19 protein-coding genes are annotated in these 22559 nt (G+C 69.6%); 2 read left to right on the top strand and 17 right to left on the bottom strand.

Translation table 11 applies throughout. The annotated features are described in order from the left end of the window. Positions 1 to 90 precede the first annotated feature (90 nt). Entirely contained in the window at positions 91 to 933 is an 843-nt protein-coding gene (locus SPHPH_RS0111900; RefSeq protein WP_028966889.1) for a MipA/OmpV family protein, read from the top strand. Here SPHPH_RS0111900 and SPHPH_RS0111905 read toward each other — a convergent pair. After that, a complete protein-coding gene (locus SPHPH_RS0111905) occupies positions 923 to 1657 on the bottom strand; it encodes an SPOR domain-containing protein (protein ID WP_028966890.1) in 735 nt (244 codons plus the stop codon). The genes SPHPH_RS0111900 and SPHPH_RS0111905 overlap by 11 nt on opposite strands. Then, positions 1657 to 3384 (bottom strand): arginine--tRNA ligase, encoded by a 1728-nt coding sequence (argS, locus tag SPHPH_RS0111910; protein ID WP_028966891.1) that lies wholly within the window; start codon positions 3382 to 3384, stop codon positions 1657 to 1659. Before argS ends, SPHPH_RS0111905 begins: the two co-directional genes overlap by 1 nt. Before the next feature lie 154 nt (positions 3385 to 3538). On the opposite strand from argS, the gene SPHPH_RS19630 reads away from it, so the two are divergent. Then, positions 3539 to 3826 carry a hypothetical protein gene (locus SPHPH_RS19630; RefSeq protein WP_051272984.1) on the top strand — a complete coding sequence of 96 codons (288 nt, stop codon included), beginning with the start codon at positions 3539 to 3541 and terminating at the stop codon, positions 3824 to 3826. 232 nt (positions 3827 to 4058) lie between these two features. Here the strand turns inward: SPHPH_RS19630 and SPHPH_RS0111920 are convergent, their stop codons facing one another. The 15 genes from SPHPH_RS0111920 to SPHPH_RS0111990 form a co-directional block, all read right to left on the bottom strand. Then, positions 4059 to 5222 (bottom strand): deoxyguanosinetriphosphate triphosphohydrolase, encoded by a 1164-nt coding sequence (locus SPHPH_RS0111920; protein WP_028966892.1) that lies wholly within the window; start codon positions 5220 to 5222, stop codon positions 4059 to 4061. Position 5223: 1 nt separating this feature from the next. Next, positions 5224 to 7251, bottom strand: a complete 2028-nt coding sequence (locus SPHPH_RS0111925; RefSeq protein WP_081668613.1) for an SPOR domain-containing protein — start codon at positions 7249 to 7251, stop codon at positions 5224 to 5226. Positions 7252 to 7500: 249 nt separating this feature from the next. Then, a complete protein-coding gene (gene ftsZ, locus SPHPH_RS0111930) occupies positions 7501 to 9003 on the bottom strand; it encodes a cell division protein FtsZ (protein WP_028966894.1) in 1503 nt (500 codons plus the stop codon). Positions 9004 to 9119: 116 nt separating this feature from the next. Continuing rightward, a complete protein-coding gene (gene ftsA, locus SPHPH_RS0111935) occupies positions 9120 to 10379 on the bottom strand; it encodes a cell division protein FtsA (RefSeq protein ID WP_028966895.1) in 1260 nt (419 codons plus the stop codon). Positions 10380 to 10391: 12 nt separating this feature from the next. Beyond that, a complete protein-coding gene (locus SPHPH_RS19635; protein WP_037488515.1) occupies positions 10392 to 11381 on the bottom strand; it encodes a cell division protein FtsQ/DivIB in 990 nt (329 codons plus the stop codon). Continuing rightward, on the bottom strand, positions 11378 to 12301 hold the full coding sequence (locus tag SPHPH_RS0111945; RefSeq protein ID WP_202900662.1) for a D-alanine--D-alanine ligase: 924 nt from the start codon (positions 12299 to 12301) through the stop codon (positions 11378 to 11380). The genes SPHPH_RS19635 and SPHPH_RS0111945 overlap by 4 nt, the downstream gene beginning before the upstream one ends. Continuing rightward, positions 12298 to 13311, bottom strand: a complete 1014-nt coding sequence (gene murB / locus SPHPH_RS19640) for a UDP-N-acetylmuramate dehydrogenase (protein WP_420329291.1) — start codon at positions 13309 to 13311, stop codon at positions 12298 to 12300. Before murB ends, SPHPH_RS0111945 begins: the two co-directional genes overlap by 4 nt. Further along, positions 13308 to 13508: a hypothetical protein gene (locus tag SPHPH_RS0111955; protein ID WP_037488517.1), complete on the bottom strand. Its 201-nt coding sequence runs from the start codon at positions 13506 to 13508 to the stop codon at positions 13308 to 13310. Before SPHPH_RS0111955 ends, murB begins: the two co-directional genes overlap by 4 nt. Next, on the bottom strand, positions 13505 to 14908 hold the full coding sequence (murC, locus tag SPHPH_RS0111960; RefSeq protein ID WP_028966898.1) for a UDP-N-acetylmuramate--L-alanine ligase: 1404 nt from the start codon (positions 14906 to 14908) through the stop codon (positions 13505 to 13507). Before murC ends, SPHPH_RS0111955 begins: the two co-directional genes overlap by 4 nt. Continuing rightward, positions 14905 to 16065, bottom strand: a complete 1161-nt coding sequence (gene murG, locus SPHPH_RS0111965) for an undecaprenyldiphospho-muramoylpentapeptide beta-N-acetylglucosaminyltransferase (RefSeq protein WP_028966899.1) — start codon at positions 16063 to 16065, stop codon at positions 14905 to 14907. The genes murC and murG overlap by 4 nt, the downstream gene beginning before the upstream one ends. After that, complete coding sequence (locus tag SPHPH_RS0111970) at positions 16062 to 17291, bottom strand: FtsW/RodA/SpoVE family cell cycle protein (RefSeq protein WP_028966900.1); 1230 nt, start codon at positions 17289 to 17291, stop codon at positions 16062 to 16064. Before SPHPH_RS0111970 ends, murG begins: the two co-directional genes overlap by 4 nt. Beyond that, on the bottom strand, positions 17288 to 18571 hold the full coding sequence (murD, locus tag SPHPH_RS0111975; protein WP_028966901.1) for a UDP-N-acetylmuramoyl-L-alanine--D-glutamate ligase: 1284 nt from the start codon (positions 18569 to 18571) through the stop codon (positions 17288 to 17290). The genes SPHPH_RS0111970 and murD overlap by 4 nt, the downstream gene beginning before the upstream one ends. After that, a complete protein-coding gene (gene mraY, locus SPHPH_RS0111980; protein ID WP_028966902.1) occupies positions 18568 to 19638 on the bottom strand; it encodes a phospho-N-acetylmuramoyl-pentapeptide-transferase in 1071 nt (356 codons plus the stop codon). Before mraY ends, murD begins: the two co-directional genes overlap by 4 nt. Position 19639: 1 nt before the next feature. After that, positions 19640 to 21010 carry a UDP-N-acetylmuramoyl-tripeptide--D-alanyl-D-alanine ligase gene (locus SPHPH_RS0111985; protein ID WP_028966903.1) on the bottom strand — a complete coding sequence of 457 codons (1371 nt, stop codon included), beginning with the start codon at positions 21008 to 21010 and terminating at the stop codon, positions 19640 to 19642. A 124-nt stretch (positions 21011 to 21134) separates the two neighbouring features. Continuing rightward, positions 21135 to 22550, bottom strand: a complete 1416-nt coding sequence (locus SPHPH_RS0111990) for a UDP-N-acetylmuramoyl-L-alanyl-D-glutamate--2,6-diaminopimelate ligase (protein WP_028966904.1) — start codon at positions 22548 to 22550, stop codon at positions 21135 to 21137. Between the last annotated feature and the right edge of the window lie 9 nt (positions 22551 to 22559).

Below are 22559 nucleotides of genomic sequence, written 5' to 3' on the forward strand. Positions count from 1 at the left end.
AAATGACTTTGGAAGTCCGCGCGTCCGGCCTAGCTATGGGCGCGATTGCAGGAGAAGACGATGCGCGTTTCGGGTTGCCTGGCTTGCCTCATGGTCGCTGCCCTGCCGCATGCCGCGCTGGCGCAGGACGCGCCGCCGCCGGCCGATCCCGGCGCGCTGCAATCGACCACCCCCGACGATGTCCCCCCGCCACGCGTTCCGATGCGCGTGCAGGTCGCCGCCGGGCCGCAATGGCAGCCGTGGTTCCCCGGCGACGACCAGCGGCGACTGAGCCCGTGGTTCAGCCTGTCTCGGACGCGCGGCGACACGCCGTTCGCGTTCGGCGCACCCGACGACGGGACGAACCTGACGCTGCTCCGTCGCGGGCGCACAGAATATGCGATCGCGCTGCGCCGCGAAGGGCGGCGGCGCGGCAACGATCTCGTGCCGGGGCTGCCGGGTATCGGGCGGACGCTGGAGCTGGGCGGCTCGATCGAGACATGGAGCAGCGATCAAGTCCGGTGGCGCGGCGATGTGCGCAAAGGCGTGAACGGCCACAAGGGCTGGATCAGCCAGCTCGGGATGGATTACGTCCGCCGCGATGGCGACGACTGGCTGGTATCGCTGGGCCCGCGCGTGCTGCTGGGCGATGGGCGGTATCAGCGCGCGTGGTTCGGGGTCGACGATCGCGCCGCCCTCGCGACCGGATTGCAACGCTATACGCCCAAGGCTGGGCTGCGGTCGGTCGCGCTGACCGGCAGCGCATCGAAGGAAATCTCGCGCCATTGGGGCATCGAGGCGCAAGCCACCTACGAACGGCTGGTCGGGGATGCCGCCGAGTCGCCGATCATCCGCCGCGCTGACTCGGCGACGCAGCTACAGGTGGCGATCGGGATGCATTATACCTTCTCGGTACGGCTGCCCGATCGCGGCGTCTTCCGGCTTATCCGGTGACGAAACAGCCCTCGCCCGCCAGCTTCAGCCGTGCGCAGAGATCGGCAGCGGTGGCGGCGTTGCCGGCGTTGACGCGCAGGCGGTAAACGGTGCGGCCCTTGACCACCGCAGGCTGCACGACCTTCTCCAGCGTCGCGACATAGCCGAAACGGCGCGCGATCTGGCTCCACGCGCCGTTCGCGACCGCCTGACTGGGGAAAGCGCCGAGTTGGACCATCGCGCCGCCTGACGACGCGCCCGACACCTGCGTTGCAGGGGCGCTGACCGGGCGTTGCGCGCGGAGCGGTGCGGCGGCCTGCGGCACCGCGACGCTGGCGGTCGGCGCGCCGCTGGCGGCTGTGCTTGGACCCGGCGTGGGAGCGGTAGCGCGCGCCACCGGCGCTTCGGGCACCTGGGCGAGATCGATCGCGGCGTCGGTATGGCTGCCGGCGCTGGCGGCGATCGCCGAGTCGCCCTCGCCGATCACCTTCATCCCGCCGGGTTCGTCGGGGCGGATCTTGTAATCGCCGGCCGGCGCGGCGATCAGCCGCCCGTCACCGCCGCTGCCCGCGAACTGCCAGCGATACAGGCCGAACAGGATCGCACCGAGCACCAGCAGGCCGACCGCGACCAGCGCGACGATCCGCCCGACCGGCACCGCATAGGGATCGTCGGCCTCGACGGTATCGAGCCACGGCAGGCGATCCGCGTCGCTTAACCGGCCGATCGGCTCCCCCTCTCGCATCAGTGCATCTCCGCCACCGCCTCTACCCCCATGATGGCGAGGCCGTTTCGGATAATCTGGCCGATCGCGGCGGCGAGCGCCAGCCGTGCTGCGGTGACGGCGTGATCGTCGGGGACGAGGAAGCGGCGGTCGGGGCGGTCGTTGCCGGCGTTCCACAGCGAGTGGAATTCCGCTGCCAGATCATAGAGATAGAAGGCGATGCGATGCGGCTCGCGGGCCGCCGCGGCAGTTTCGACCACGCGCGGGAACTGGCTGGCGAGCCTTACCAGCGCCAATTCTTCCGTATCGAGACGGGACAGATCGGCATCTGCGGCCGAAATACCCGCCTCCGCCGCGCGCCGGTGCAGCGAATGGACGCGGGCGTGCGCATATTGGACGTAGAAAACCGGGTTTTCCTTCGATGCCTCGACCACCTTGGCGAAGTCGAAATCCATCTGCGCATCCGAGCGGCGCGTCAGCATCGTGAAGCGTACGACGTCCTTGCCGACCTCGCGCACGACGTCCGCCAGTGTCACGAAATTCCCGGCGCGCTTCGACATCTTGACCGGCTCGCCGCCGCGCAGCAGCCGCACCATCTGAACCAGCCGCACGTCGAAGCGCGTCTTGCCCTCGGTCAGCGCGGCGACCGCCGCCTGGATGCGCTTGACGGTGCCGGCATGGTCGGCGCCCCAGATGTCGATCAGTTGGTCGGCGCTCTCCGCCTTCTGGAAGTGATAGGCCATGTCGGCGCCGAAATAGGTCCAGCTGCCGTTCGACTTGCGGATCGGGCGATCCTGATCGTCGCCGAACTGCGTCGAGCGGAACAGCGGCAGCTCGACCGGCTCCCAATCGTCGGGGGTTTCGCCCTTGGGCGCTTCGAGCACGCCGTCGTAGATCAGGTCGCGCGCGCGCAGCACCGCCTCGGCGGCCTCGGGCTTCTTCGCCGCCTGCAACTCCGCTTCCGACGAGAAGACGTCGTGGTGGATGCCGAGCAGCGCGAGATCGTCCTTGATGAGCACCAGCATCGCCGCGACCGCGCGGGTACGGAACAGCGCCAGCCATTCGGACTCGGGCGCGGCGGCGTAGCGGTCACCGAATTCCTGCGCGAGCGCTTGACCGACCGGCACGAGGTAATCGCCCGGATACAGCCCTTCGGGGATCGCGCCGACGTCCTCGCCAAGCGCCTCGCGGTAACGCAGGTGCGCCGAGCGCGCGAGCACGTCGACCTGCCCGCCGGCATCGTTGACGTAATATTCGCGGATCACCTTGTGCCCGGCGAATTCGAGCAGGCTGGCGAGCGCATCGCCGACCACCGCGCCGCGGCAATGGCCCATGTGCATCGGGCCTGTCGGGTTGGCGGAGACATATTCGATGTTCACCGACACGCCCTGCCCGCGCGTCGAGCGGCCATAATTGCCGCCCTCGCCGACGATCGTCGCGATCTCCTTGCGCCACACGTCATCGTGGAGGCGCAGGTTGATGAAGCCCGGCCCGGCCACCGACACGTCGGCCACTTCGGGCAGCGCGCGCAGCTCGCCCGCCAATGCCTCGGCCAGCGCGCGCGGGTTGGTGCCGGCGGGCTTGGCAAGCACCATCGCGGCGTTGGTCGCCAGATCGCCGTGCGTTGCATCGCGCGGCGGCTCGACCGTCACGTTGCGGCGATCGAGGTCCGCCGGGAGCGTGCCGGCGGCGGTCAGCGCGTCGAGCGCGGCATCAACATGGGCGGTGAAACGGGTGAAGAGCGTCATGCGCGCCGCTTAGCCCAAGGGCGGCGCGGACGCAAAATGCACGACGACCCCGCTAATTGCAGCAGCCGCAACGACGAATGCGCGACCGACAATTGCGCTGTTGCAACGCAGCATGGATGCTGCACCGCATCATCTCCAGACAAGGAACCGACCCATGCGCTCCACGATCGCCCTCGTCCTGACCGCCGCCGCGCTGGTCCCCGCCGTTGCCGCCGCCGCGACGTCCGAGCGCAGCTTCACCCGCGACGGGCACACCTATGTCTATTCGCTGACCCCGAACCAGGACGGCACCACGTTGATCCAGGGCCATGAAGTCGGCAGCAGCGCCGGCCGCTTCCGCCTGACCGTCAAGGGCACGCGCGTGTCGGGTCAGGCCAATGGCCGCGATGTGTCGTTCCGCACCACCCGTCCGCTGGCGCCGGTGTCGGTAGCGGCGAACTGATCTACCCGTCGCCCCGGGTGTGACCGGGGAGGTGGATAGCTGAAATAGCCCGTCATCCCGGGCTTGACCCGGGATCCCGCTTCTACTGGCGACGGTCAGAAGAAGAAGCGGGGTCCCGGATCAAGTTCGGGACGACGAAAGGTTCACGTCATTGCGAGCGTAGCGAAGCAATCCCAGGGCCGGATCAGGACGCTCTGGATTGCTTCGCTACGCTCGCAATGACGTCGGTCGGTCAGAAGCCCTCGGGCAGATCGATCTCACCCACTATCTCGCGATAGCGCGAGATCGCGTATCGATCGGTCATGCCGGCGATGAAGTCGGCGATGTGGCGGCTGATCGCCGGCTCGCCTTCGGGAAGCCGGTCGCGCCATTCTTCCGGCAGCAACCGCGGATCGTCGCGATAGGCGGCGACGAGCCCCGATACCACGCGCTGCGCCGCCGTCGCCGCCGCCAGTTGCCGCGGGTGATGGTAGAGATTGGCGTACATGAAGCGCTTCAACTCGCGCTCCGCGGCCGCCATCGCCGGCGAGAAGCCGATCAGCGGACGCCCCGCCGCGCGCACGTCCTCGACGCTTTCCACCCCTGCCGCCGCGATTCGCGTGCGCGATTCGGCGATCAGGTCGTTGACCATCGCGCCGATCTGGCTGCGGATCAACTCACCCGCCAGCCGGTCGCGCGGCACGTCCGGGAAGCGCGCGGTCACGCGCCGCCAGCCGTCCGCGACCAGCGGCACCGCCTCGATCTGCTCGAGCGTCAGCAGCCCGGCACGCAAGCCGTCGTCGATGTCGTGATTGTCATAGGCGATGTCGTCGGCCAGCGTCGCGACCTGCGCCTCCAGCGAGGCATGGCTGGTCAGGTCGAGCGCCGCCTCGGCATCCGCCTCCGCCAGCGCCCACGCCGGGACCGCGATCGGGCCGTTGTGCTTGGCGAGCCCCTCCAGCGTCTCCCACGTCAGATTAAGCCCCGGCCAGCGCGGATAAGGGCGCTCGATCCGCATCAGCGTGCGCAGCGTGTGGCCGTTGTGATCGAATCCGCCCGCCGCACTCATTGCCTGCCGCAGCGCATCCTCGCCGGCGTGGCCGAACGGCGGGTGGCCGATGTCGTGCGCGAGACAGAGCGCCTCGGTCAGATCCTCGTTGAGCCCCAGCACGCGCGCGATCGTCCGGCCGATCTGTGCGACCTCGAGGCTGTGGGTCAGGCGGACGCGGAAATGGTCGCCATCCGGCGCGAGGAAGACCTGCGTCTTGTGGCGCAGCCGGCGAAAGCTGATCGAATGGATGATCCGATCGCGGTCGCGCTGGAACGCGTCGCGCGGGCCGCGATCGGCGCTTTCCTCGGCGTGCAACCGGCCACGGCTGCGCGCCGGGTCGGCCGCCCACGGCGCGCGCGCGGTCATGTTACTTGCCGCCCAGCTTCGTCATCTTCTGCCCGGCCTCACTGGTGAAGGTGAAGGCGGACAGGCCCTGCTTCTTCAACGCGTTGACCGCTGCGCGCGCCTCGGCCTCGGTCTTGTACGGGCCGGTGACCAGCCGGTTGGTCGCGCGGTTGGGGACGGTATAGGCGCGCTTGCCCGCGAGCGCGTCGGCCTTGGCCTGCGCATTCTTCCACGCCTTGGGCATGTCGTCGGCGTTCGCGCCGCTGGCGACCTGCACCCAGATCCGCGCCGGCTCGGCGCGCGCGGCCTTCTTCTCGGCAGCTTCCTTGGCGGCGGCTTCCTTCTTCGCCTTTTCGGCGGCGAGTTCCTTGGCGCGGGCCTTGCGGTCGAGCGGCTTGGCGGCCGGCTTCTCCGCGGTGTCCTCCGCGGCGACCGGCTTGCGGCCCTTTTCGGCGGCGAGTTCCTTCGCGCGCGCCTTGCGGTCGAGCGACTTGGCGGCTGTCTTTTCCTCGGGCTGCTCGGCCGCAAGAACCGCCCTTTGCGACAGACGCTTGGCAGCGGCGAGCTTCGTGCGCTTCTGCTCATCGGCAGCGGCGTTGCGCTCGGCGGTCTGCGCGGCATCCTCCAGCGTCGCGGCGGCCGGGGCCGGCGGCGCGACGACCGGGAGGCGCTGTGTGCCCGGCATCGGCGCGACACCAAGTTCGGCGGCGGGAACCGAGATGCCCGCGACGATTCGCGCGAGGATCGAATCCTCGCTGATCCGCGGCGGGCTGACGCGCAGCGGCGGCGCGCGGCGCGTGACCTCAAGGCGCGGCGGCGTAGTGTTCGCGGCGGCGACCTGCGGTGCGGGCGTGATCGTCCGCGCCGGCACCGGCTGGTTCTGCGCGACCGAGGTTTGAACGGGAGCGGGCGCCGGCATGGGAGTCGCGGCGGCGACCTGGCTCGCCGGCCGCACCGGCTCAATCGAGGATTGCGGTGCGGGGCGCGGCGTTTCCGCCGCCGCCTGCTGGACGGGCGCGGTTGCCGCCGGCGTCGGTGTCGGCGTGGCGACGGCGGGGGTCGGCACCGGCGAACGCGTGTTCGCTGCCGCCAGCTGTGCCTCGGCGCGGTCGCGACGGCGCTGTTCGCTGCGCGACAGCCTCTTCTGCGGCGTCGGCAGCGGCTGGATCGTCGGTGCGACCGCCGCGACCTGCGTGCGGGCGGGCGTGCCGGCGAGCGGGGTCAGCGACGGGACCATCCGCGCGTCGGCCAGCCGCGCCGGAGTGGGCGCGACCTCGCCGAAATGGACCGCAAAGGCACGGTCGACCGGCGACAGCGTCGGCAATCGCTGAAAGAACGCCGCCAGACCGCCGGCCATGCCGCGCGGCATCATGCTGGTCGCGATTTTGTTCGCGCCCGACACGTCGCCATTCATCGCGAGGATGAAGGCGCGCGCGCGCCACGCGCCGCGATCCTGACGGCGCAGCAACGGCTCGATCTGCGCCAGCGCCTCGTCACGGCGCCCCGAGATACCGAGCGACAGCGCGTAGCGGCGGCGGATCTCGTCCTCCCGGGCGGCTTCCTGACCACCTTGCGCCAAGGCGAGACGATAGTCCTGCTGCGCGCGCTCCTGCTCGCCGATCAGGTCATAGGCGAGGCCGCGGTCGTCGGCATATAGCGGCATCGGCGCGCCGTGGCGCTGCGCCTGCTCGAAATAGCGCAACGCCTCGCCCGGCCGCTCGCCGTTGACGAGGATGCGCGCGATCCCCGCCTTGACGCGACCGTTGTTCGGATCGACCGCTTCCGCGCGCTTGTACAGCGCGGCGGCGGCGGTGGCATCGCCGAGTGCGAACGACAGGTCGCCCGCCTCGATCAGCGCGGACAGGTCGCGCGGCGCGCTGCCCAGCCGGCGCACGACATCGGCAAGCCGATCGGCATCGGGATTGGGGGTGGCGACCACTTCTTGCGCGACCGCACTGCCGGCCGCGGTCATCGATCCGGCGGCGAGCAACACGGCGAGGCAATGGGCGAGATGGAAACGTCCCGATCGCGATCGAGCGACATGGGTCATGCGTAAAGCTCCCCGTCGCGACCCGCGAGCGGGCCGGACGGACCGGAAGAAAGAATTGTCGAAACCCTGCGCAGCGCGTCCGTCCCCCGGAAGGCCGCGATGGCGGCAGCAACGAGGGCGAACGGACGGGGGGTCATCGCGCCATAGAGCCGTTCGGTGCCGAACCGGCAATGACACGGCTGGCCCGCCTGCGACGAAGCGAGCCTGAGCGGCGGTGCACGGTCGATCCGCACACCGCCGGTGACAAGGTTACTGGTTGTTCTGGCGGTGCAGGAAGCGCGGCAGGTCGCCGGGCTCGCGGCCGTCGTCCTCGGCGGCACGGCCACCGGCGTTGCGGGTGGCGTTCTGCATCCGCTCAAACAGCGTCCCGCCCAGCTTGACGCGTGGCGCGGCCGGTGCCGGCGTCTCCTCCTCGGGCGTACCCGGCGACAGGAAGCGACGACGCTGCGCCTCGCCGGCCGGCGGCGTGGCGGCGGGCGCGGGCATCAGCGACTCGGCACCCAGCACCAGTTCGTCCTCAGCCGGACGCGCGGGCGACGGATCGACACCGACGCCACCGTTCGCGGGCGGCACGCCCTCGGCCATCGCACCCGCGGCGGCGCCGCTCGGCTGCTGCGGCGGGACGGCCGGGGTCGGCTCATAGGCGACCGGCTGCGGCGCGGGGGTCGGGGCCGGCGCGGCGGCAACCGGCGCCGGGGCGGCATCGGTGCGGCGCGGCGCGGAGAAGCTGAAGGTGCGCGGCGGCTCGGACGGGGCGCTGGCGGCGGCGGGGGCGGTCGCCTGACCGACACTCTCTATACCGGTCGCGACGACCGAGACGCGAATCTTGCCTTCCAGCTCCGGGTTGAACGCCGAACCCCAGATGATGTTCGCGTCCGGGTCGACCAGCTCGCGGATGTGGTTCGCGGCCTCGTCGACCTCCAGCAAGCGCATGTCGTCGCCGCCGGTGATCGAGACGATCACGCCCTTGGCGCCCTGCATCGACACGCCGTCGAGCAGCGGATTGGCGATCGCCTTCTGCGCGGCGATCAGTGCGCGGTCGTCGCCTTCCGCCTCGCCGGTGCCCATCATCGCCTTGCCCATCTCCTGCATCACCGAGCGGACGTCGGCGAAGTCGAGGTTGATGAGGCCGGGCATGACCATCAGGTCGGTGATGCCGCGCACGCCCTGCTGCAGCACCTCGTCGGCCATTTCGAACGCCTGCTTGAACGTGGTGTTCGCATTGGCGACCAGGAACAGGTTCTGGTTCGGGATCACGATCAGCGTGTCGACGAACTTCTGCAGCTCCTCGATACCCGCCTCGGCCGACTTCGAGCGGCGATTGCCCTCGAAGCTGAACGGCTTGGTGACAACGCCGACCGTCAGGATGCCCATGTCACGCGCCGCCTTGGCGATGACCGGGGCCGCGCCGGTGCCGGTGCCGCCGCCCATGCCCGCGGCAATGAAGCACATGTGGCTGCCCTCGAGCAGCCGGCCCAGTTCCTCGATCGTCTCTTCCGCGGCGGCGCGCCCGATCTCGGGGCGGCTGCCCGCGCCGAGCCCCTGCGTGATCTTCGCGCCGAGCTGGATCTTCTGCTCCGCCTCCGACTGCTTGAGCGCCTGTGCGTCGGTGTTCGCGACCAGGAAGTTCACACCCTGCACGTCCGCGCGCATCATGTTCGCGATCGCATTGCCGCCGGCCCCGCCGACGCCGATCACGGTGATCCGCGGGGTCAGGTCGTCCAGATCGGGCGTGATGAATTCGATGCTCATCGCAACATTACTCCGTCCGCCCGCATCGCATGGTTCATAACGGGCCGTTTACACCGATGTGCAACATGCGGGCGTCAGGTGAAAGAGGAAACACCGTCAACCGCCCTGTTGTCGCGTCAATAATTCGCCTTCGCGGCCTGAACGAGCTTCCAGAAGCCCCGCAGGCCGCGCTGACGGTGGACCATCTGCTGCGTCGGCGCGAGGCCGCGCAGGTCGATGGGATCGCTGGCCGCGAAAAACGCAAGGCCCGCCAGGGTCGCGAAACCCGGGCCGGCATGCGCCTCCGGCAGTCCGGTCAGCCCGCGCGGGCGACCGATCCGCACCGATCGGCCCAGCGCCTGCTGCGCATAATCGGCGATGCCCTTCAATTCGGCACCGCCGCCGGTCAGCACCACCTGCCGACCAACCGGCCCCTCGAACTTGAGTTCCTTGAGCGCGGCCTGAATCTCGCCGACCAGATGCTCCAGCCGCTGCCGGATCACTGCGATCAGCGCCGCCTTGGTGATCTGGAGCGCCTCCGAATCCTCTTCCTGCGTCCGCTCGCGAATCGTCACCATCTCGTGATTGTCGCGCGGGGACGCGTTGGCCGAGCCGTGGAAGCATTTGATCCGCTCGGCCTGCAACCGCGTGGTGCCGAAGGCCGACGCGATATCGTCGGTGATGTCGGCCGCGCCGAACGGGATCGACTTTAGCCCGACCAGCATCGAGCCCGCGAACAGCGACACGTTGGTGATCCCCGCGCCGATCTCGACCAGCGCCACGCCCAGATCGCGTTCCTCATAGGTCAGGCAGGCCAGCCCGGTTGCGACCGGGCTCGCGATGATCGACTTCACCTCCAGATGGGCCGACCGCACGCACAGGTCGAGGTTGCGCACCGGCGAGCCGTCGGCGGCGATGACATGTATATGGACGCCGAGCCGGTCGGCGTGGAGCCCGAGCGGCTTCTTCACCCCGGTCAGCCCGTCGAGCGTATAGAGCGCCGGCTGTGCGTGGAGCACCATCCGCCCCTGCGGGTCGATCGACTGTCGCCCTTCGTGGAGCAAGGCGTCGATATCGGCCTGTTCGATGCGCATCCCGCCGAGTTCGGCCTCGATGAACGCCTCGTCGCTGACCAGCCCGCCCGCCGAAAAGCCTGCCCAGACGTTCTCGATGTTGAAGCCGGCGATCCGCTCCGCCTGCTCCACCGCTTCGCGCACCGCCACCTCTGTCGCGCCCATGTCGGCGATATAGCCGCGCTTGACGCCGCGGCTTTCGCGCTGGCCGGTGCCGAGCACGTTGAGTTCGCCGCCATCGCCCTTTTGCGCGATCATCGCCGATACCTTGGACGATCCGATGTCCAGCGCGGTAATCAGGCCGTCAGGTGCTACCTTCGCCATCGCTCTACCCCCTCATGCTTCGCCGGAGCGCAACGCTTCCCCGGCGCGCGCCTCGATCGTTCGGTCGTTGTCGCCGATCACGTTGTTCCCCGTCGCGGCCGCGGCATCGGCGGGCGGGTCGTTGCGGCCGTCGTCGGCGACCTGTTGTTTGTCCTGCCCCGCGCGGCGCGCGTACATCTTGGCAGGGTCGCGCAGGTCGAACCGCAGCCAGCCCTTGCCGAGCAACGGGTCCGCACCGTCCATCTGCGCGAACTTGATGAGCGCCTGCGGTGCGCCGTCCTGCGGCAGCGCCAGCGTCTCGCCGGTGGTGAAGGTCAGGTCCCAGCGGCGGTTGCCGACCCAGGTGGCGGCGCGGATGCGGGGGCGCAGCGCGGGCGCGGCGGCGAGCAGCGCCTGGTAGCCCGGCTCCTGCTGGTTCGCGCCCGGGCCGATCACCAGCGGCAGATCGGGCATCCGCGACGAGTCGACCGGCGCAAGCAACCGCCCGGTCGCGTCGATCAGCGTCAACTGCCCCTTGTCCTGCCAGATCGCCGCCGGCTCACGCTCTGTGATGTGGATCACCAGCCGGTCGGGCAGCCGCCGCGCGACATAGGCGTCGGAAATCCAGCCATAGGCGAGCAACCGGTCGCGGACGCGTTCCAAATCGACGCGCAGCATCGCGCGCGACGATTGATCCTCCAGTGCGACCGCATAGACCGTCTCGCGGTCCATCCGCTTCAGCCCGGTGATGTCGACCTGTTCGACGCGCAAGCCGGCGCGGCCCGCCGCCTCGGCGACGCCCGCGCCGATCGCCTGCGGGACGCCCAGCAGGTTGGCGACGAACAACGTCGCAACGCCGACTCCGCCCAGCACCGTCCACGTCACCGCCCTGCGCAGCGCGTCCTCGCTGATCGGCATCTTGGCGAGCAGCCGGTCGCCGAGCGACGCCTTGGGCACGCGGCGACGGTTCGGGGTCGGGCGGCGCCCCGGCGGCGCGGCGCCGCGCTTGATCGTGCGGCTCATGACCCCATCGCCTCATCGACGATCGCCTGCACCAGCTGCGGATAGCTCATGCCGGTATGCCGCGCCTGTTCGGGAACGAGGCTCAGCGGAGTCATCCCCGGCTGGGTGTTCACTTCGAGCAGGAACAGCCCGTCGACGCCGCGCTCGTCGTCCCAGCGGAAGTCCGAACGGCTGGTGCCCTTGCAGCCGAGCACGCGATGCGCTTGCAACGCCAGCGCCATGCACGCCTGCGCGATCTCGTCCGGGATCTCGGCCGGGAAGATATGGTCGGTCATCCCGTCGGTATATTTGGCGTCGTAATCGTACCAGCCCGACTTCGGGCGCAGCTCGGTGACGCCGAGCGCCCGATCGCCGAGCACGGCGGTCGTCAGCTCGCGGCCGCGGACATAGGGTTCGGCGAGCAGCTCGTCGAATTCCTGCCACGGCCCGGTCGCGTCGCGCGCGATCGGGTTGCCGTAATTGCCCGCATCGGTAACGATCGCGACCCCGACCGACGAGCCCTCGTTGACGGGTTTCAGCACATAGGGGCGCGGCAGCGGATCGGCGTCGTGGATATCGGCGCTTTTCACGATTCGGCCGCCCGGCATTGGGATGCCGGCGGGGACCAGCACCTGCTTGGTCAATACCTTGTCGATCGCGATCACCGAGGTGGCGAGCCCGGAATGCGTGTAGCGCAGCCCCATCAGGTCCATGAGGCCCTGCACGCTGCCGTCTTCGCCGGGGGTGCCGTGAAGCGCGTTGAAGACCAGATCGGGTTGCACGTCGGCCAGCTTGGCGGCGACGTCGCGCCCCATGTCGATGCGGGTGACGCGGTGGCCGACCGATTCGAGTGCGGCCGCGACGCCGTTGCCGGAAGAGAGCGACACCTCGCGCTCGGCCGACCAGCCGCCCATCAGGACCGCGATATGCAGCGCCGTCATGCTCCCTCTCCCCTCTGGGGAGAGGGTTGGGGTGAGGGGTCGGTGCCTCGCAGAGAGGTCGGGCTCGGTGAGACACCGGCCCCTCCCCCAACCCCCTCCCCGAAGGGGCGGGGGCTCTCGTCACACACCAAACCCACCCGCTGAATCTCCCACTCCAGTTCCACGCCGCTCGCCGCCTTCACGCGCGCCCGGACATCCTCACCCAGCGCCTCAATATCCGCGCTGCTCGCAGCACCGAGGTTAAGCAGGAAGTTCGTATGCTTCTCGCTCACCTGCGCATCCCTACGCCGCAGCCCGCGACACCCGGCTTCATCGACCAGCGCCCACGCCTTGTGCCCATCCGGATTCTTGAACGTCGACCCGCCCGTCTTCGACCGCAACGGCTGCGACGCCTCGCGCGCGGCGGCGATCCGGTCCATCTCGGCCTGAATCGCGGCAGGCTCACCGGGCGCACCACGGAAGGTCGCGGCGATCACCACCGCGCCCTCCGGCAAATCAGAATGCCGATAGGTGTACCCGAGGTCGCCCGCCGCCAGCGTCCGCCGCTCGCCCGAGCGCAACACCACCTCGGCCTCGACCAGCACGTCGGCGGTCTCGCGCCCGTAGGCCCCGCCATTCATCCGCACGAACCCGCCGACCGTGCCGGGGATCGAGCGCAGGAACTCCAGCCCCGCCACCCCCGCATCGCGCGCGGTCGAGGACACCAGAATACCGCTCGCCCCGCCGCCGCAGCGCAGCGTCACGTCGTCGAGCGCGGCGGCGGTCGCGAACGGCTTGCCGAGCCGGACCACCACGCCCGGCACCCCGCCATCGCGCACGATCAAATTCGAGCCGAGCCCGAGCGCCATCACCGGCACCGCCGGATCGAGCGCCGCAAGGAACGCGCACAGGTCGTCGGCATCCGCGGGCTCGAACAGCCATTCCGCCGCCCCGCCCGCCTTGAACCAGACGAGCGGCGCCAGCGGCGCGTGCGGCGTCAAACGCCCACGAACCTCGGGAAGCGCGCTCACCACGGCCCGGCCCGCCACAATTGCGCCCATGCCTGCCACGCCGCCATGTTCGCCTCGCCCGCCCGCCGCGTCGCCTCCTGCGCCGCGATCAGCGCCGCGCCCGCGTCGTTGGCGTGGCGACCGGCCTCCAGCGCGCTGCGCTGGGTGTCGAGCAATTGCTTCTGCCAGTGGAGCGCGGCGTCGAACCAGTTGGTCATGCGCGTTCCCCGATCGCGGCGGCGAGCCCGGCCGCCCATTTGGTGATGTCGCCCGCGCCGAGGCAGATCACCTGATCGCCCGCGCGCAATTCGTCGCGCAGCACCGCGGCGAGCGCGGCGGCATCCGCCACCACCGCCGCCTGACGATGCCCGCGCTCCTGCAGCCCCGCGACCAGCGCCTCGGCGTCGACGCCGGGCACCGGCGCCTCGCCCGCGGCATAGACCGGGGTGACATAGACCTGATCGGCGTCGTTGAACGCGCCGCGGAAGTCCTCCATCAGATTGCCGAGCCGCGAGTAGCGATGCGGCTGCACGACCGCGATCACGCGCCCCTGCGCACTCTCGCGCGCCGCGGCGAGCACCGCGCGGATCTCGACCGGGTGATGCCCGTAATCGTCGATGATCGTGGCACCATGGACCTCACCGACCTTGGTGAAGCGCCGCTTGACCCCCGAGAAACGCTCGAAGCCCTTCTGGATCGTCGCGTCGTCGATCCCCAGCTCCAGCGCGACGCCGATCGCGGCGAGCGCGTTCTGGACGTTGTGCCGCCCCGGCATCGGCAAATCGATTCCCTCGATCGAGCGCACCGCGCCGTCGCGCGCGCGGACCTGCGCCTCGAAGCGATTGCCGCCCGGATAGGGGGTGACATTGACCCCGCGCACATCCGCCGACGCCGCGAAACCATAGGTCACGATCCGCCGGTCGCGGACGCGCGGGATCAGCGCTTGCACCTCCGGGTGGTCGAGGCACAGCAGCGCCGCGCCGTAGAAGGGCACGTTCTCGACGAACTCGACATAGGCGTCCTTAGCGCGGTCGAAGCTGCCATAATGGTCGAGATGCTCGGGATCGATGTTGGTGACGACCGCGATCGTGCCGTCGAGCCGCAGGAAGCTGCCGTCGCTCTCGTCGGCCTCGACCACCATCCAGTCGCTCGCGCCCAGCCGCGCGTTCGAGCCATAGCTGTTGATGATCCCGCCGTTGATGACGGTCGGATCGACCCCGCCGGCATCGAGCAGCGCCGCGACCATCGAGGTCGTCGTGGTCTTGCCGTGCGTCCCCGCGACCGCGACGGTCGACTTCAGCCGCATCAGCTCGGCAAGCATCTCCGCGCGCCGCACGACCGGGATCCGGTTGCGCAGCGCCGCTTCGACCTCGGGGTTGCCGCGCTTGACCGCGGTCGAGGTCACGACCACCGCAACCCCCTCGACGTTGGCGGCGTCATGCCCGATCGTCACGGCGATGCCGCGCGCGCGCAGCCCCTCGATCACATAGCCCTCGGCGACGTCGGAGCCCTGCACCTTATAACCAAGATTGTGCATCACCTCGGCGATGCCCGACATGCCGATCCCGCCGATCCCGACGAAATGGATCGTCCCGATATCGGTCGCGACCCCCTTCATGCGAACGCCTTCCGCGGCTGCGCCTTGCCCACCATCACCCGCGCGCGCGGCGCGTCGAGGCTTTCGACCAGATCGGCGAGGTCGGTGACGGCATTGGGCGCGCCGCACGAACGTGCGCGCGTGGCGGCATTGCCGAGCGCTTCGGGGTCGAGTCCGAGTTTCTGCATCTGCTTGGCGAGTTCCGTCGGCGTGAAGGCGGTCTGCTGGATCGTGCGCGCGCCACCCGCTTCGGTGATCTCGCGCGCATTGGCGGTCTGGTGGCCGTCGGTCGCGGAAGGCAGCGGCACGAGGATCGCGGGGCGGCCGGCGGCGGTCAGTTCGGCGATCGTCGACGCCCCCGCGCGCGCGATGACGAGATGCGACCAGCCCAATTGCTCAGGCAGATCGGGGAGATAGGTGGCGAGATCGGCGGCGATGTCGAGGCTGGCGTATTTCTCGCGCACCGCATCAATATCCTCGATCCGCGCCTGATGCGTCACCTGCAACCGGCGGCGGAACGCCACCGGGAGCAGGGCGAGCCCGTCCGGCACCACCTGGCTGAGCACCGACGCGCCCTGGCTGCCGCCGGTCACCAGCACGCGGAAGATGCCGTCCTCGTCGGGCACCGGATAGGGCTTGGCGCGCAACGCCAGCACGCTCTCGCGCACCGGATTGCCGATCAGATGCGCCTTGTGGCGGTGGCGCGGGTTGAGCCGCTCGGTCTCGGCATAGCTGGTCGCGATCGCATCGACGCGCCCCGCCACCAAACGATTGACGCGCCCCAGCACGGCGTTCTGCTCGTGGACCGCGGTGGGGATCTTCTCGGCGAACGCCGCCGACAGCGCCGGGAAGGCGGGATAGCCGCCGAAACCGATCACCGCCGCCGGCTTGAACGTGCGATAGAGGTCGCGCGCGGACTTGCGCCCCTCCACCATCAAGCGCGCCGCCTTCGCCCAGCCGAGCGGCCCGCCCGCGAACCGGCCGGCGGGGATGACATGCGTCTGCACGCCCTCGAACAGCCCCGGAAAGCGCACCCCGCGCGCGTCGCTGACCAGCGCGACACGGTGCCCGCGCTTCATCAACTCGGCCGCCAGGGCGGCGGCGGGCACCATATGCCCGCCGGTCCCGCCGGCGGCGAGCACGTAGTGGCGGGGGCGGAAGTCGCGGACCTGCGTCATTCGGCGCTCCAGCGTTGCTGCGCGATATAGGGGCTGCGCAGCAGGAACGGGTTGCGGCGCGTGAAGGCGAGCAGCAGCCCCATCCCCATCGACAGCGCGACCATCGACGATCCGCCATAGCTGATGAACGGCAGCGTCATCCCCTTCGACGGCGCGAGCCCGGTGTTCACCGCCATCGAGATCAGCGCCTGCGCGCCGAACTGCACCGCCAGCCCGGAGGCGGCGAGCAGGCGAAACGGATCCTGTTCGTCGAGCAGCTTGACGAACACCCGCACCACGATCGCGAGGAACGCCAGCCCGACGATCATGCACGCCAGCAACCCGAATTCCTCGCCGATCACCGAGAAGATATAGTCGGTGTGCGCCTCGGGCAGTCCGTATTTGACCGTCCCCGCGCCCGGCCCGGTCCCGAACCACCCGCCCGAGGTCAGCGTGTTATGCGCGGCGTTGGTCTGGAAGTGATCCGCCGCGCCCTCACCCTCGACGCCGGGGAACAGGAAGGCGTCGATCCGCTTCCGCGCGGTGCTGTAGAACAGATAGGCTGCGACCAGCGCGACCGGCACCATCGACAGGAAGCCGACGATCACCCGCGTCGGCGTTCCCGCAATCGTCACCAGCGCCAGCCAGATCAGGCAGAAGATCACCGTCTGCCCAAAATCGGGCTGGAGCATCAGCAGCATCGCGATCAAGCCGGTCAAGGCGGCGGTGATCGCGGTCACCGGCAATTCGGCATCACGCGACTTGAACGACAGCAGCCACGCGACCGTCACGACGAAAAACGGCTTGAGGAATTCGGACGGCTGGAATTGCGCGAAGCCGAACCCCACCCAGCGCCGCGCGCCGTTGACGCTGACCCCGACGAACGGGACCAACACCATCAACGCGACGCACACCGCCGCACCGATCAGCGACATGCGCCGTGCCATCGTCAGCGGCAGCATCGACACGCCGAACAGCACCGGCAGCGACACCGCCACCCACATCACTTGCCGCCAGAAATAATGCAGCGGCGCGAAATGGAGATGCTCGCCCGAATAGCGCGTCGCGCTGACCGGCGAGCCGGCAGCGACCGCGATCAGCCCGATCGCGATCAGGAACAAGGCGAGCAGCAGCAGCACGCGGTCGATGTCCCAGAACCACGTCCCCAGCGGCGACGGATCGCCGCGTCCGCCGCGGTTGCGCAGCGAGACGCCGGGACGGGCGGGCTCGGTTCGGGTCGCGCTCATGCCAGCTCCTCCACCGCCGCGCGGAACGCCGCGCCCCGCTGCTCGAAATCGCGGAACTGGTCGAACGAGGCGGCGGCGGGCGACAGCAGCACCACGTCACCGCGCTCCGCCTCCTGCGCCGCCAGCTTCACCGCGCGCTCCAGCGTCTCGACCTCGGCGACCGGCACCTGTCCGCGCAGCACCGCGGCGAAGCGCGGCCCGCCCTCGCCGATCGTATAGGCGCGCACGACATTGCCGAGATGCGGCACGCAGGCGTCGAGATCGTCGCCCTTCACCTTGCCGCCCAGGATCCAGTGGATGCGCGGGAAAGCGGCGAGCGCGGGGGCGGCGCTTTCGGGATTGGTCGCCTTGCTGTCGTTGATCCACGCCACGCCGTTCAGCGTCGCGATCCGCTCCATGCGATGCGGCAGGCCGGTGAAGGTTTCGAGCGCGCGCTCGATCGTGTCGGCATCGACCCCCAACGCCTCGGCGACCGCGACCGCGGCCTTGGCATTCTGTTCGTTGTGCGGGCCTTGCAGCGACGGCCAGCGCGCCTGATCGCCGGGCAGCGGCACGCCATCGATGAAACGGACGTTGAGCCCCTCGGGCGCGTCGGCGAGCACGTCATGCTCGGCTTCCGCTTCGTAATCGACGATCGCGAGGTGCGCGGGCGACTGCATCGCGAACAGCCGCGCCTTGCTGGCGGCATAAGCGTGGAAGCCGTCGTAGCGGTCGAGATGATCGGGGGTGACGTTGAGCAGCACCGCGACGTCGCAGTCGAGCGTCTGCGTCAGGTCGATCTGGTAGCTCGACAGTTCGAGGACATAGACGCCGCCTTCCGGCAACGGCGCCTGCGCGAGGATCGGCAGGCCGATGTTGCCGCCCATCAGCGTGGGGATGCCGGCGGTGTCGAGGATGTGGTGGACCAGCGCCGTCGTGGTCGACTTGCCGTTGGTGCCGGTGATCCCGACGACCTTGTGCGTGGGCAGATCGGCGCGGGCCTGCGCGAACAGCTCGATGTCGCCGATGATCGGCACGCCCGCCGCGCGCGCCTTCGCGGCGAGCGGGTGCGTGTTGAGCGGTACACCGGGGGAAACGACAAGCGCGTCGACGGTGGCAAGATCGATTGTGTCGAGGTCGGAGAAGGTCGCGCCTTCGAGGTCGGCCCGCTTCTCCGCATCACTATCCCACGCCGCCACCGTCGCGCCGCCCGCAAGCAACGCACGAACGGTCGCGGCGCCCGAGCGTGCCAGCCCGAGCACCGCATAATGTTTCCCCGCCCAGGCGCGCGAGACGATCATCGCAGCTTCAACGTCGACAGCCCGGCCAGCGCCAGCACCAGCGAGATGATCCAGAACCGGATCACCACCGTCGGCTCGCTCCAGCCCAGTTGCTCGAAATGGTGGTGGATCGGCGCCATGCGGAAGATGCGCTTCCCGGTGCGCTTGTACCAGAACACCTGGATGATGACCGATAGCGCCTCGACCACGAACAGCCCGCCGATGATTCCCAGCACGATCTCGTGATGCGCGACCACCGCGATCGTGCCGAGCGCGCCGCCCAGCGCGAGGCTGCCGGTATCGCCCATGAACACCGCCGCGGGTGGTGCATTATACCACAGGAACGCCAGCCCGCCGCCGATCACCGCGCCGCAGAAGATCGCCAACTCGCCCGCACGCGGTACGTGCGGGATGCCGAGGTAGTCGGCGAATTTCACGTTGCCCGCCAGATAGACGATCAGCAGGAACGCGACACTGGCGATGATGACCGGCATCGTTGCCAGCCCGTCGAGCCCGTCGGTCAGGTTCACCGCATTGCCGAACGCCACGATCGTGAAAGCGGCGAAGATCGGATAAAAATAGCCGAGGTCGATGAAATAGCGGCTGGTGAACGGGAAATAGAGGCCGGAGCCGTTTTCCTGCATCACGATCCACGCCGCAACGCCTGCGATGCCGAATTCCAGCAACAGCCGCACACGTCCCGACACGCCCGCGGTGCTCGCCTTTCGCACCTTGTCGTAATCGTCGAGGAAGCCGATCGCGCCGAAGCCGAGCGTGACGAACAGGCACGCCCAGACGAACGGGTTGCGCAGGTCCATCCAGATCAGCACCGACAGCACCAGGCTGGTGAGGATCATCAGCCCGCCCATCGTCGGCGTCCCGCGCTTGGTGAGGTGCGTCTGCGGGCCATCGGCGCGGATCGGCTGGCCCTTGCCCTGCCGGACGCGCAGCCAGCCGATGAAGCGCGGACCGATGATCAGGCCGATCAGCAGCGCGGTCGCGATCGCCGCACCGGCGCGAAACGTCTGATAGCGGATCAGGTTGAACCCGCCCGCGAAACCGAGTTGTTCGGCGATCCAGTACAGCAACTCAACTCATCCCGTTGGCAAGGCCGCTGACCAGCCGCGACAGGCCGACGCCGTTCGATCCCTTGACGAGCAACGTGTCACCCGGGCGGATCAGTGCCCGCACGCGATCAAGCGCCTGGCCGGCATCGGGCACATGGACGAAATCGACCCGTCCCTCAAGCGCCGCGGCCAGCGGGCCCATCGCCTCGCCGACCAGCACGGCCGCTTCGACGCGCGCCGCGACGACGTCGTCGGCGAGCCCGGCGTGGAAGTCCGCCGAGCCCTCGCCCAGCTCGCGCATCTCGCCGAGCACCGCGACATGCCGACCGGCCGCCTGCGCCAGCACCGCCAGCGTCGCGCGCATTGAGGCCGGGTTGGCGTTATAGCTTTCGTCGATCAGGGTCGCCTCGCCATCGCCGACGCGCACCGCCAGCCGCGCGCCGCGTCCGGGCAGGCCACCAAGCTCACCCAGTGCGAGCCCGGCGAGCGCGAGATCGGCCCCGACCGCATCCGCGACGGCCAGAACGGCAAGCGCGTTCGACACCCAATGCCGCCCCGGCTGCGCGATCGTGAAGCTCAGGTCGCGCCCGCCGACCCGCGCGTTGACGAACGTGCCCCCACCGCGCACCACCATCGCATCGCTGGCGCAGACATTCGCCTCGCGGTCGATCCCGAAGGTGACGATCCGGCCCGCATAGGGTTTGGCCGCTTCGATCAACCGGTCGCGATGCGGGCTGTCGAACGGCACGATCGCGGTTCCGCCGGGCTCCAATCCCTGGAAAATCTCACCCTTGGCGTCGGCGATCGCGCTTTCGTCGGGGAAGAACTCAGTGTGCGCGGGTGCAATTGCCGTCACCAGCGCGACGTGCGGACGCACCAATGTGGTCAGATGCGCCAGCTCGCCGGGATGGTTCATCCCCATTTCCAGCACCGCAAAGTCGGTATCGGCCGGCATCCGCGCGAGGCTGAGCGGCACGCCGGTATGGTTGTTGTAGCTCTTGACCGAGCGATGTGCACGCACGCCGGGTGCGCGGTCAAGCGCGGCGAACAACGCCTCCTTGGTCGAGGTCTTGCCGACCGACCCGGTGACGCCGATCACCTTGCCTGCGACCCGTGCGCGGGCGGCGCGGGCGAGATTTTCGAGTGCAGCGAAGGTGTCGTCGACGCGCACCGTCGGATGTGCGGTCGGCCGCGACACGATCGCCCCGCCCGCGCCTTGCGCGAACGCCTGATCGAGAAAGCGATGCCCGTCGGTCGTCTCGCCGGTCAGCGCGATGAACAGGTCGCGCTCGCCGACCTCGCGCGAGTCGAACACGACCCCGTCGACGGTGAAATCGACGGAGGCAGTGCCGCCCGTAGCGGCGGCGATCTCGGCGGCGGTCCAGAGCGTCATGTTTGCGTCATACCAAAGTCGTCATCCCCGCGCAGGCGGGGATCCAGACGCGCAGGTCCGTCGACAGAAGCGCCTGCGTCAAAGGTTCTGGATTCCGGCCCTCGCGGGAATGACGAACGGACCATCACGCCGCCACCTCGCGCGCCACGGTCACGTCGTCGAACGGCAGGACGAGATCGCCGACGATCTGGCCTTGTTCGTGGCCCTTGCCCGCGATCAAGACGATATCCCCGGCACGCGCCTTCCCCACCGCGGCGGCGATCGCGGCGCGGCGGTCGCCGATTTCCCGAGCCCCGCGGGCGCCTTCGAGGACAGCCTGGCGGATCGCGGCCGCGTCCTCGGTGCGCGGATTGTCGTCGGTGACGATCACCACATCGGCGCTCGCCACCGCCACCTGCCCCATCGGCACGCGCTTGCCCGCATCACGGTCGCCGCCCGCGCCGAAGACAAGGATCAGCCGCCCCTCGACATGCGGGCGCAGCGCCGCGCACGCCGCCTCGATCGCGTCCGGCGTATGCGCGTAATCGACATAGACCGGCACGCCGCCCGCGGTGATCGCGGCGCGCTCCAGCCGCCCGCGCACCGGCTGCAACCGCGCGAGCCCCGCGATCGTCTGCGCGACATCGCCGCCGGTTGCGATCACCAGCCCCGCCGCGACCAGCGCATTGGCGGCCTGATACCCGCCGATCAGCGGCAGCGTGACGCGGTGATCGACGCCGTCGGCGCGAATCGTGAGCCCCTGCCCCAGCAACGTCGGTTCGCGCGCGATCAGCCGCAGGTCGTCGCCATGCTCGCCGACCGTCAGGACGCGATTGCCGCGCTCACGCGCGAGATCGATCACGCGTTCCGAATTGGCGTCGTCGACCCACACCACCGCGGTGCCGTCATCGGCCAGCACCTGCGCGAACAGCCGCAACTTGGCGGTAAAATAGGCCGCCATGTCGCCATGATAGTCGAGATGGTCGCGGCTGAGATTGGTGAACGCCGCCGCGCGCACCGGCAACCCCTCGGTACGATACTGGCTGAGCCCGTGGCTCGACGCCTCGAACGCGAGATGCGTAACGCCCTCGCGCGCCAGACCCGCGACGTTCGACAGGAACGTGACGACGTCGGGGGTCGTCAAACCGGTCACGACGCGCTCGTCGGCGGTTGCGACCCCCAGCGTGCCGATCGATGCGGCGTGATGCCCCGCCATGCGCCACAGTTGGCGAGTCATCTCGACCGTCGAGGTCTTGCCGTTGGTGCCGGTGACCGCGACCGCTGTTCCGGGAAACGGCGCGAAGAAGCGCGCCGCCAACCGGGCGAACGCCTCGCGCGGTGTGTAATCGCGGATATGGAGCGCGCCCTCGACGCGTGCGCCCGGCCGCGCGACGACCGCGACCGCGCCCGCTTCGATCGCCGCGGGGATAAAGTCCTCGCCGTTGACCCGCGCGCCCTCGAACGCCCCGAAGATCGTGCCCGGCGCTACCTTGCGATGGTCGATCGCGAACCCCGTGACCGCCTGCTCGCCGCCGCCCTCGACCAGTTGCGACAGCTTCATGCCACCGTC

The sequence above is a fragment of the Sphingomonas phyllosphaerae FA2 genome, from assembly GCF_000427645.1.
In the GTDB taxonomy this organism is placed as follows: Bacteria; Pseudomonadota; Alphaproteobacteria; order Sphingomonadales; family Sphingomonadaceae; genus Sphingomonas; species Sphingomonas phyllosphaerae.

Bases quoted from the DNA above. Each gene is read 5' to 3' on its own strand.
- SPHPH_RS0111900 (WP_028966889.1), top strand. From the start codon at position 91: ATGGTCGCTGCCCTGCCGCATGCCGCGCTGGCGCAGGACGCGCCGCCG.
- SPHPH_RS0111905 (WP_028966890.1), bottom strand. From the start codon at position 1,657: ATGCGAGAGGGGGAGCCGATCGGCCGGTTAAGCGACGCGGATCGCCTG.
- argS (WP_028966891.1), bottom strand. From the start codon at position 3,384: ATGACGCTCTTCACCCGTTTCACCGCCCATGTTGATGCCGCGCTCGAC.
- SPHPH_RS19630 (WP_051272984.1), top strand. From the start codon at position 3,539: ATGCGCTCCACGATCGCCCTCGTCCTGACCGCCGCCGCGCTGGTCCCC.
- SPHPH_RS0111920 (WP_028966892.1), bottom strand. From the start codon at position 5,222: ATGACCGCGCGCGCGCCGTGGGCGGCCGACCCGGCGCGCAGCCGTGGC.
- SPHPH_RS0111925 (WP_081668613.1), bottom strand. From the start codon at position 7,251: ATGACCCATGTCGCTCGATCGCGATCGGGACGTTTCCATCTCGCCCAT.
- ftsZ (WP_028966894.1), bottom strand. From the start codon at position 9,003: ATGAGCATCGAATTCATCACGCCCGATCTGGACGACCTGACCCCGCGG.
- ftsA (WP_028966895.1), bottom strand. From the start codon at position 10,379: ATGGCGAAGGTAGCACCTGACGGCCTGATTACCGCGCTGGACATCGGA.
- SPHPH_RS19635 (WP_037488515.1), bottom strand. From the start codon at position 11,381: ATGAGCCGCACGATCAAGCGCGGCGCCGCGCCGCCGGGGCGCCGCCCG.
- SPHPH_RS0111945 (WP_202900662.1), bottom strand. From the start codon at position 12,301: ATGACGGCGCTGCATATCGCGGTCCTGATGGGCGGCTGGTCGGCCGAG.
- SPHPH_RS0111955 (WP_037488517.1), bottom strand. From the start codon at position 13,508: ATGACCAACTGGTTCGACGCCGCGCTCCACTGGCAGAAGCAATTGCTC.
- murC (WP_028966898.1), bottom strand. From the start codon at position 14,908: ATGAAGGGGGTCGCGACCGATATCGGGACGATCCATTTCGTCGGGATC.
- murG (WP_028966899.1), bottom strand. From the start codon at position 16,065: ATGACGCAGGTCCGCGACTTCCGCCCCCGCCACTACGTGCTCGCCGCC.
- SPHPH_RS0111970 (WP_028966900.1), bottom strand. From the start codon at position 17,291: ATGAGCGCGACCCGAACCGAGCCCGCCCGTCCCGGCGTCTCGCTGCGC.
- murD (WP_028966901.1), bottom strand. From the start codon at position 18,571: ATGATCGTCTCGCGCGCCTGGGCGGGGAAACATTATGCGGTGCTCGGG.
- SPHPH_RS0111985 (WP_028966903.1), bottom strand. From the start codon at position 21,010: ATGACGCTCTGGACCGCCGCCGAGATCGCCGCCGCTACGGGCGGCACT.
- SPHPH_RS0111990 (WP_028966904.1), bottom strand. From the start codon at position 22,550: ATGAAGCTGTCGCAACTGGTCGAGGGCGGCGGCGAGCAGGCGGTCACG.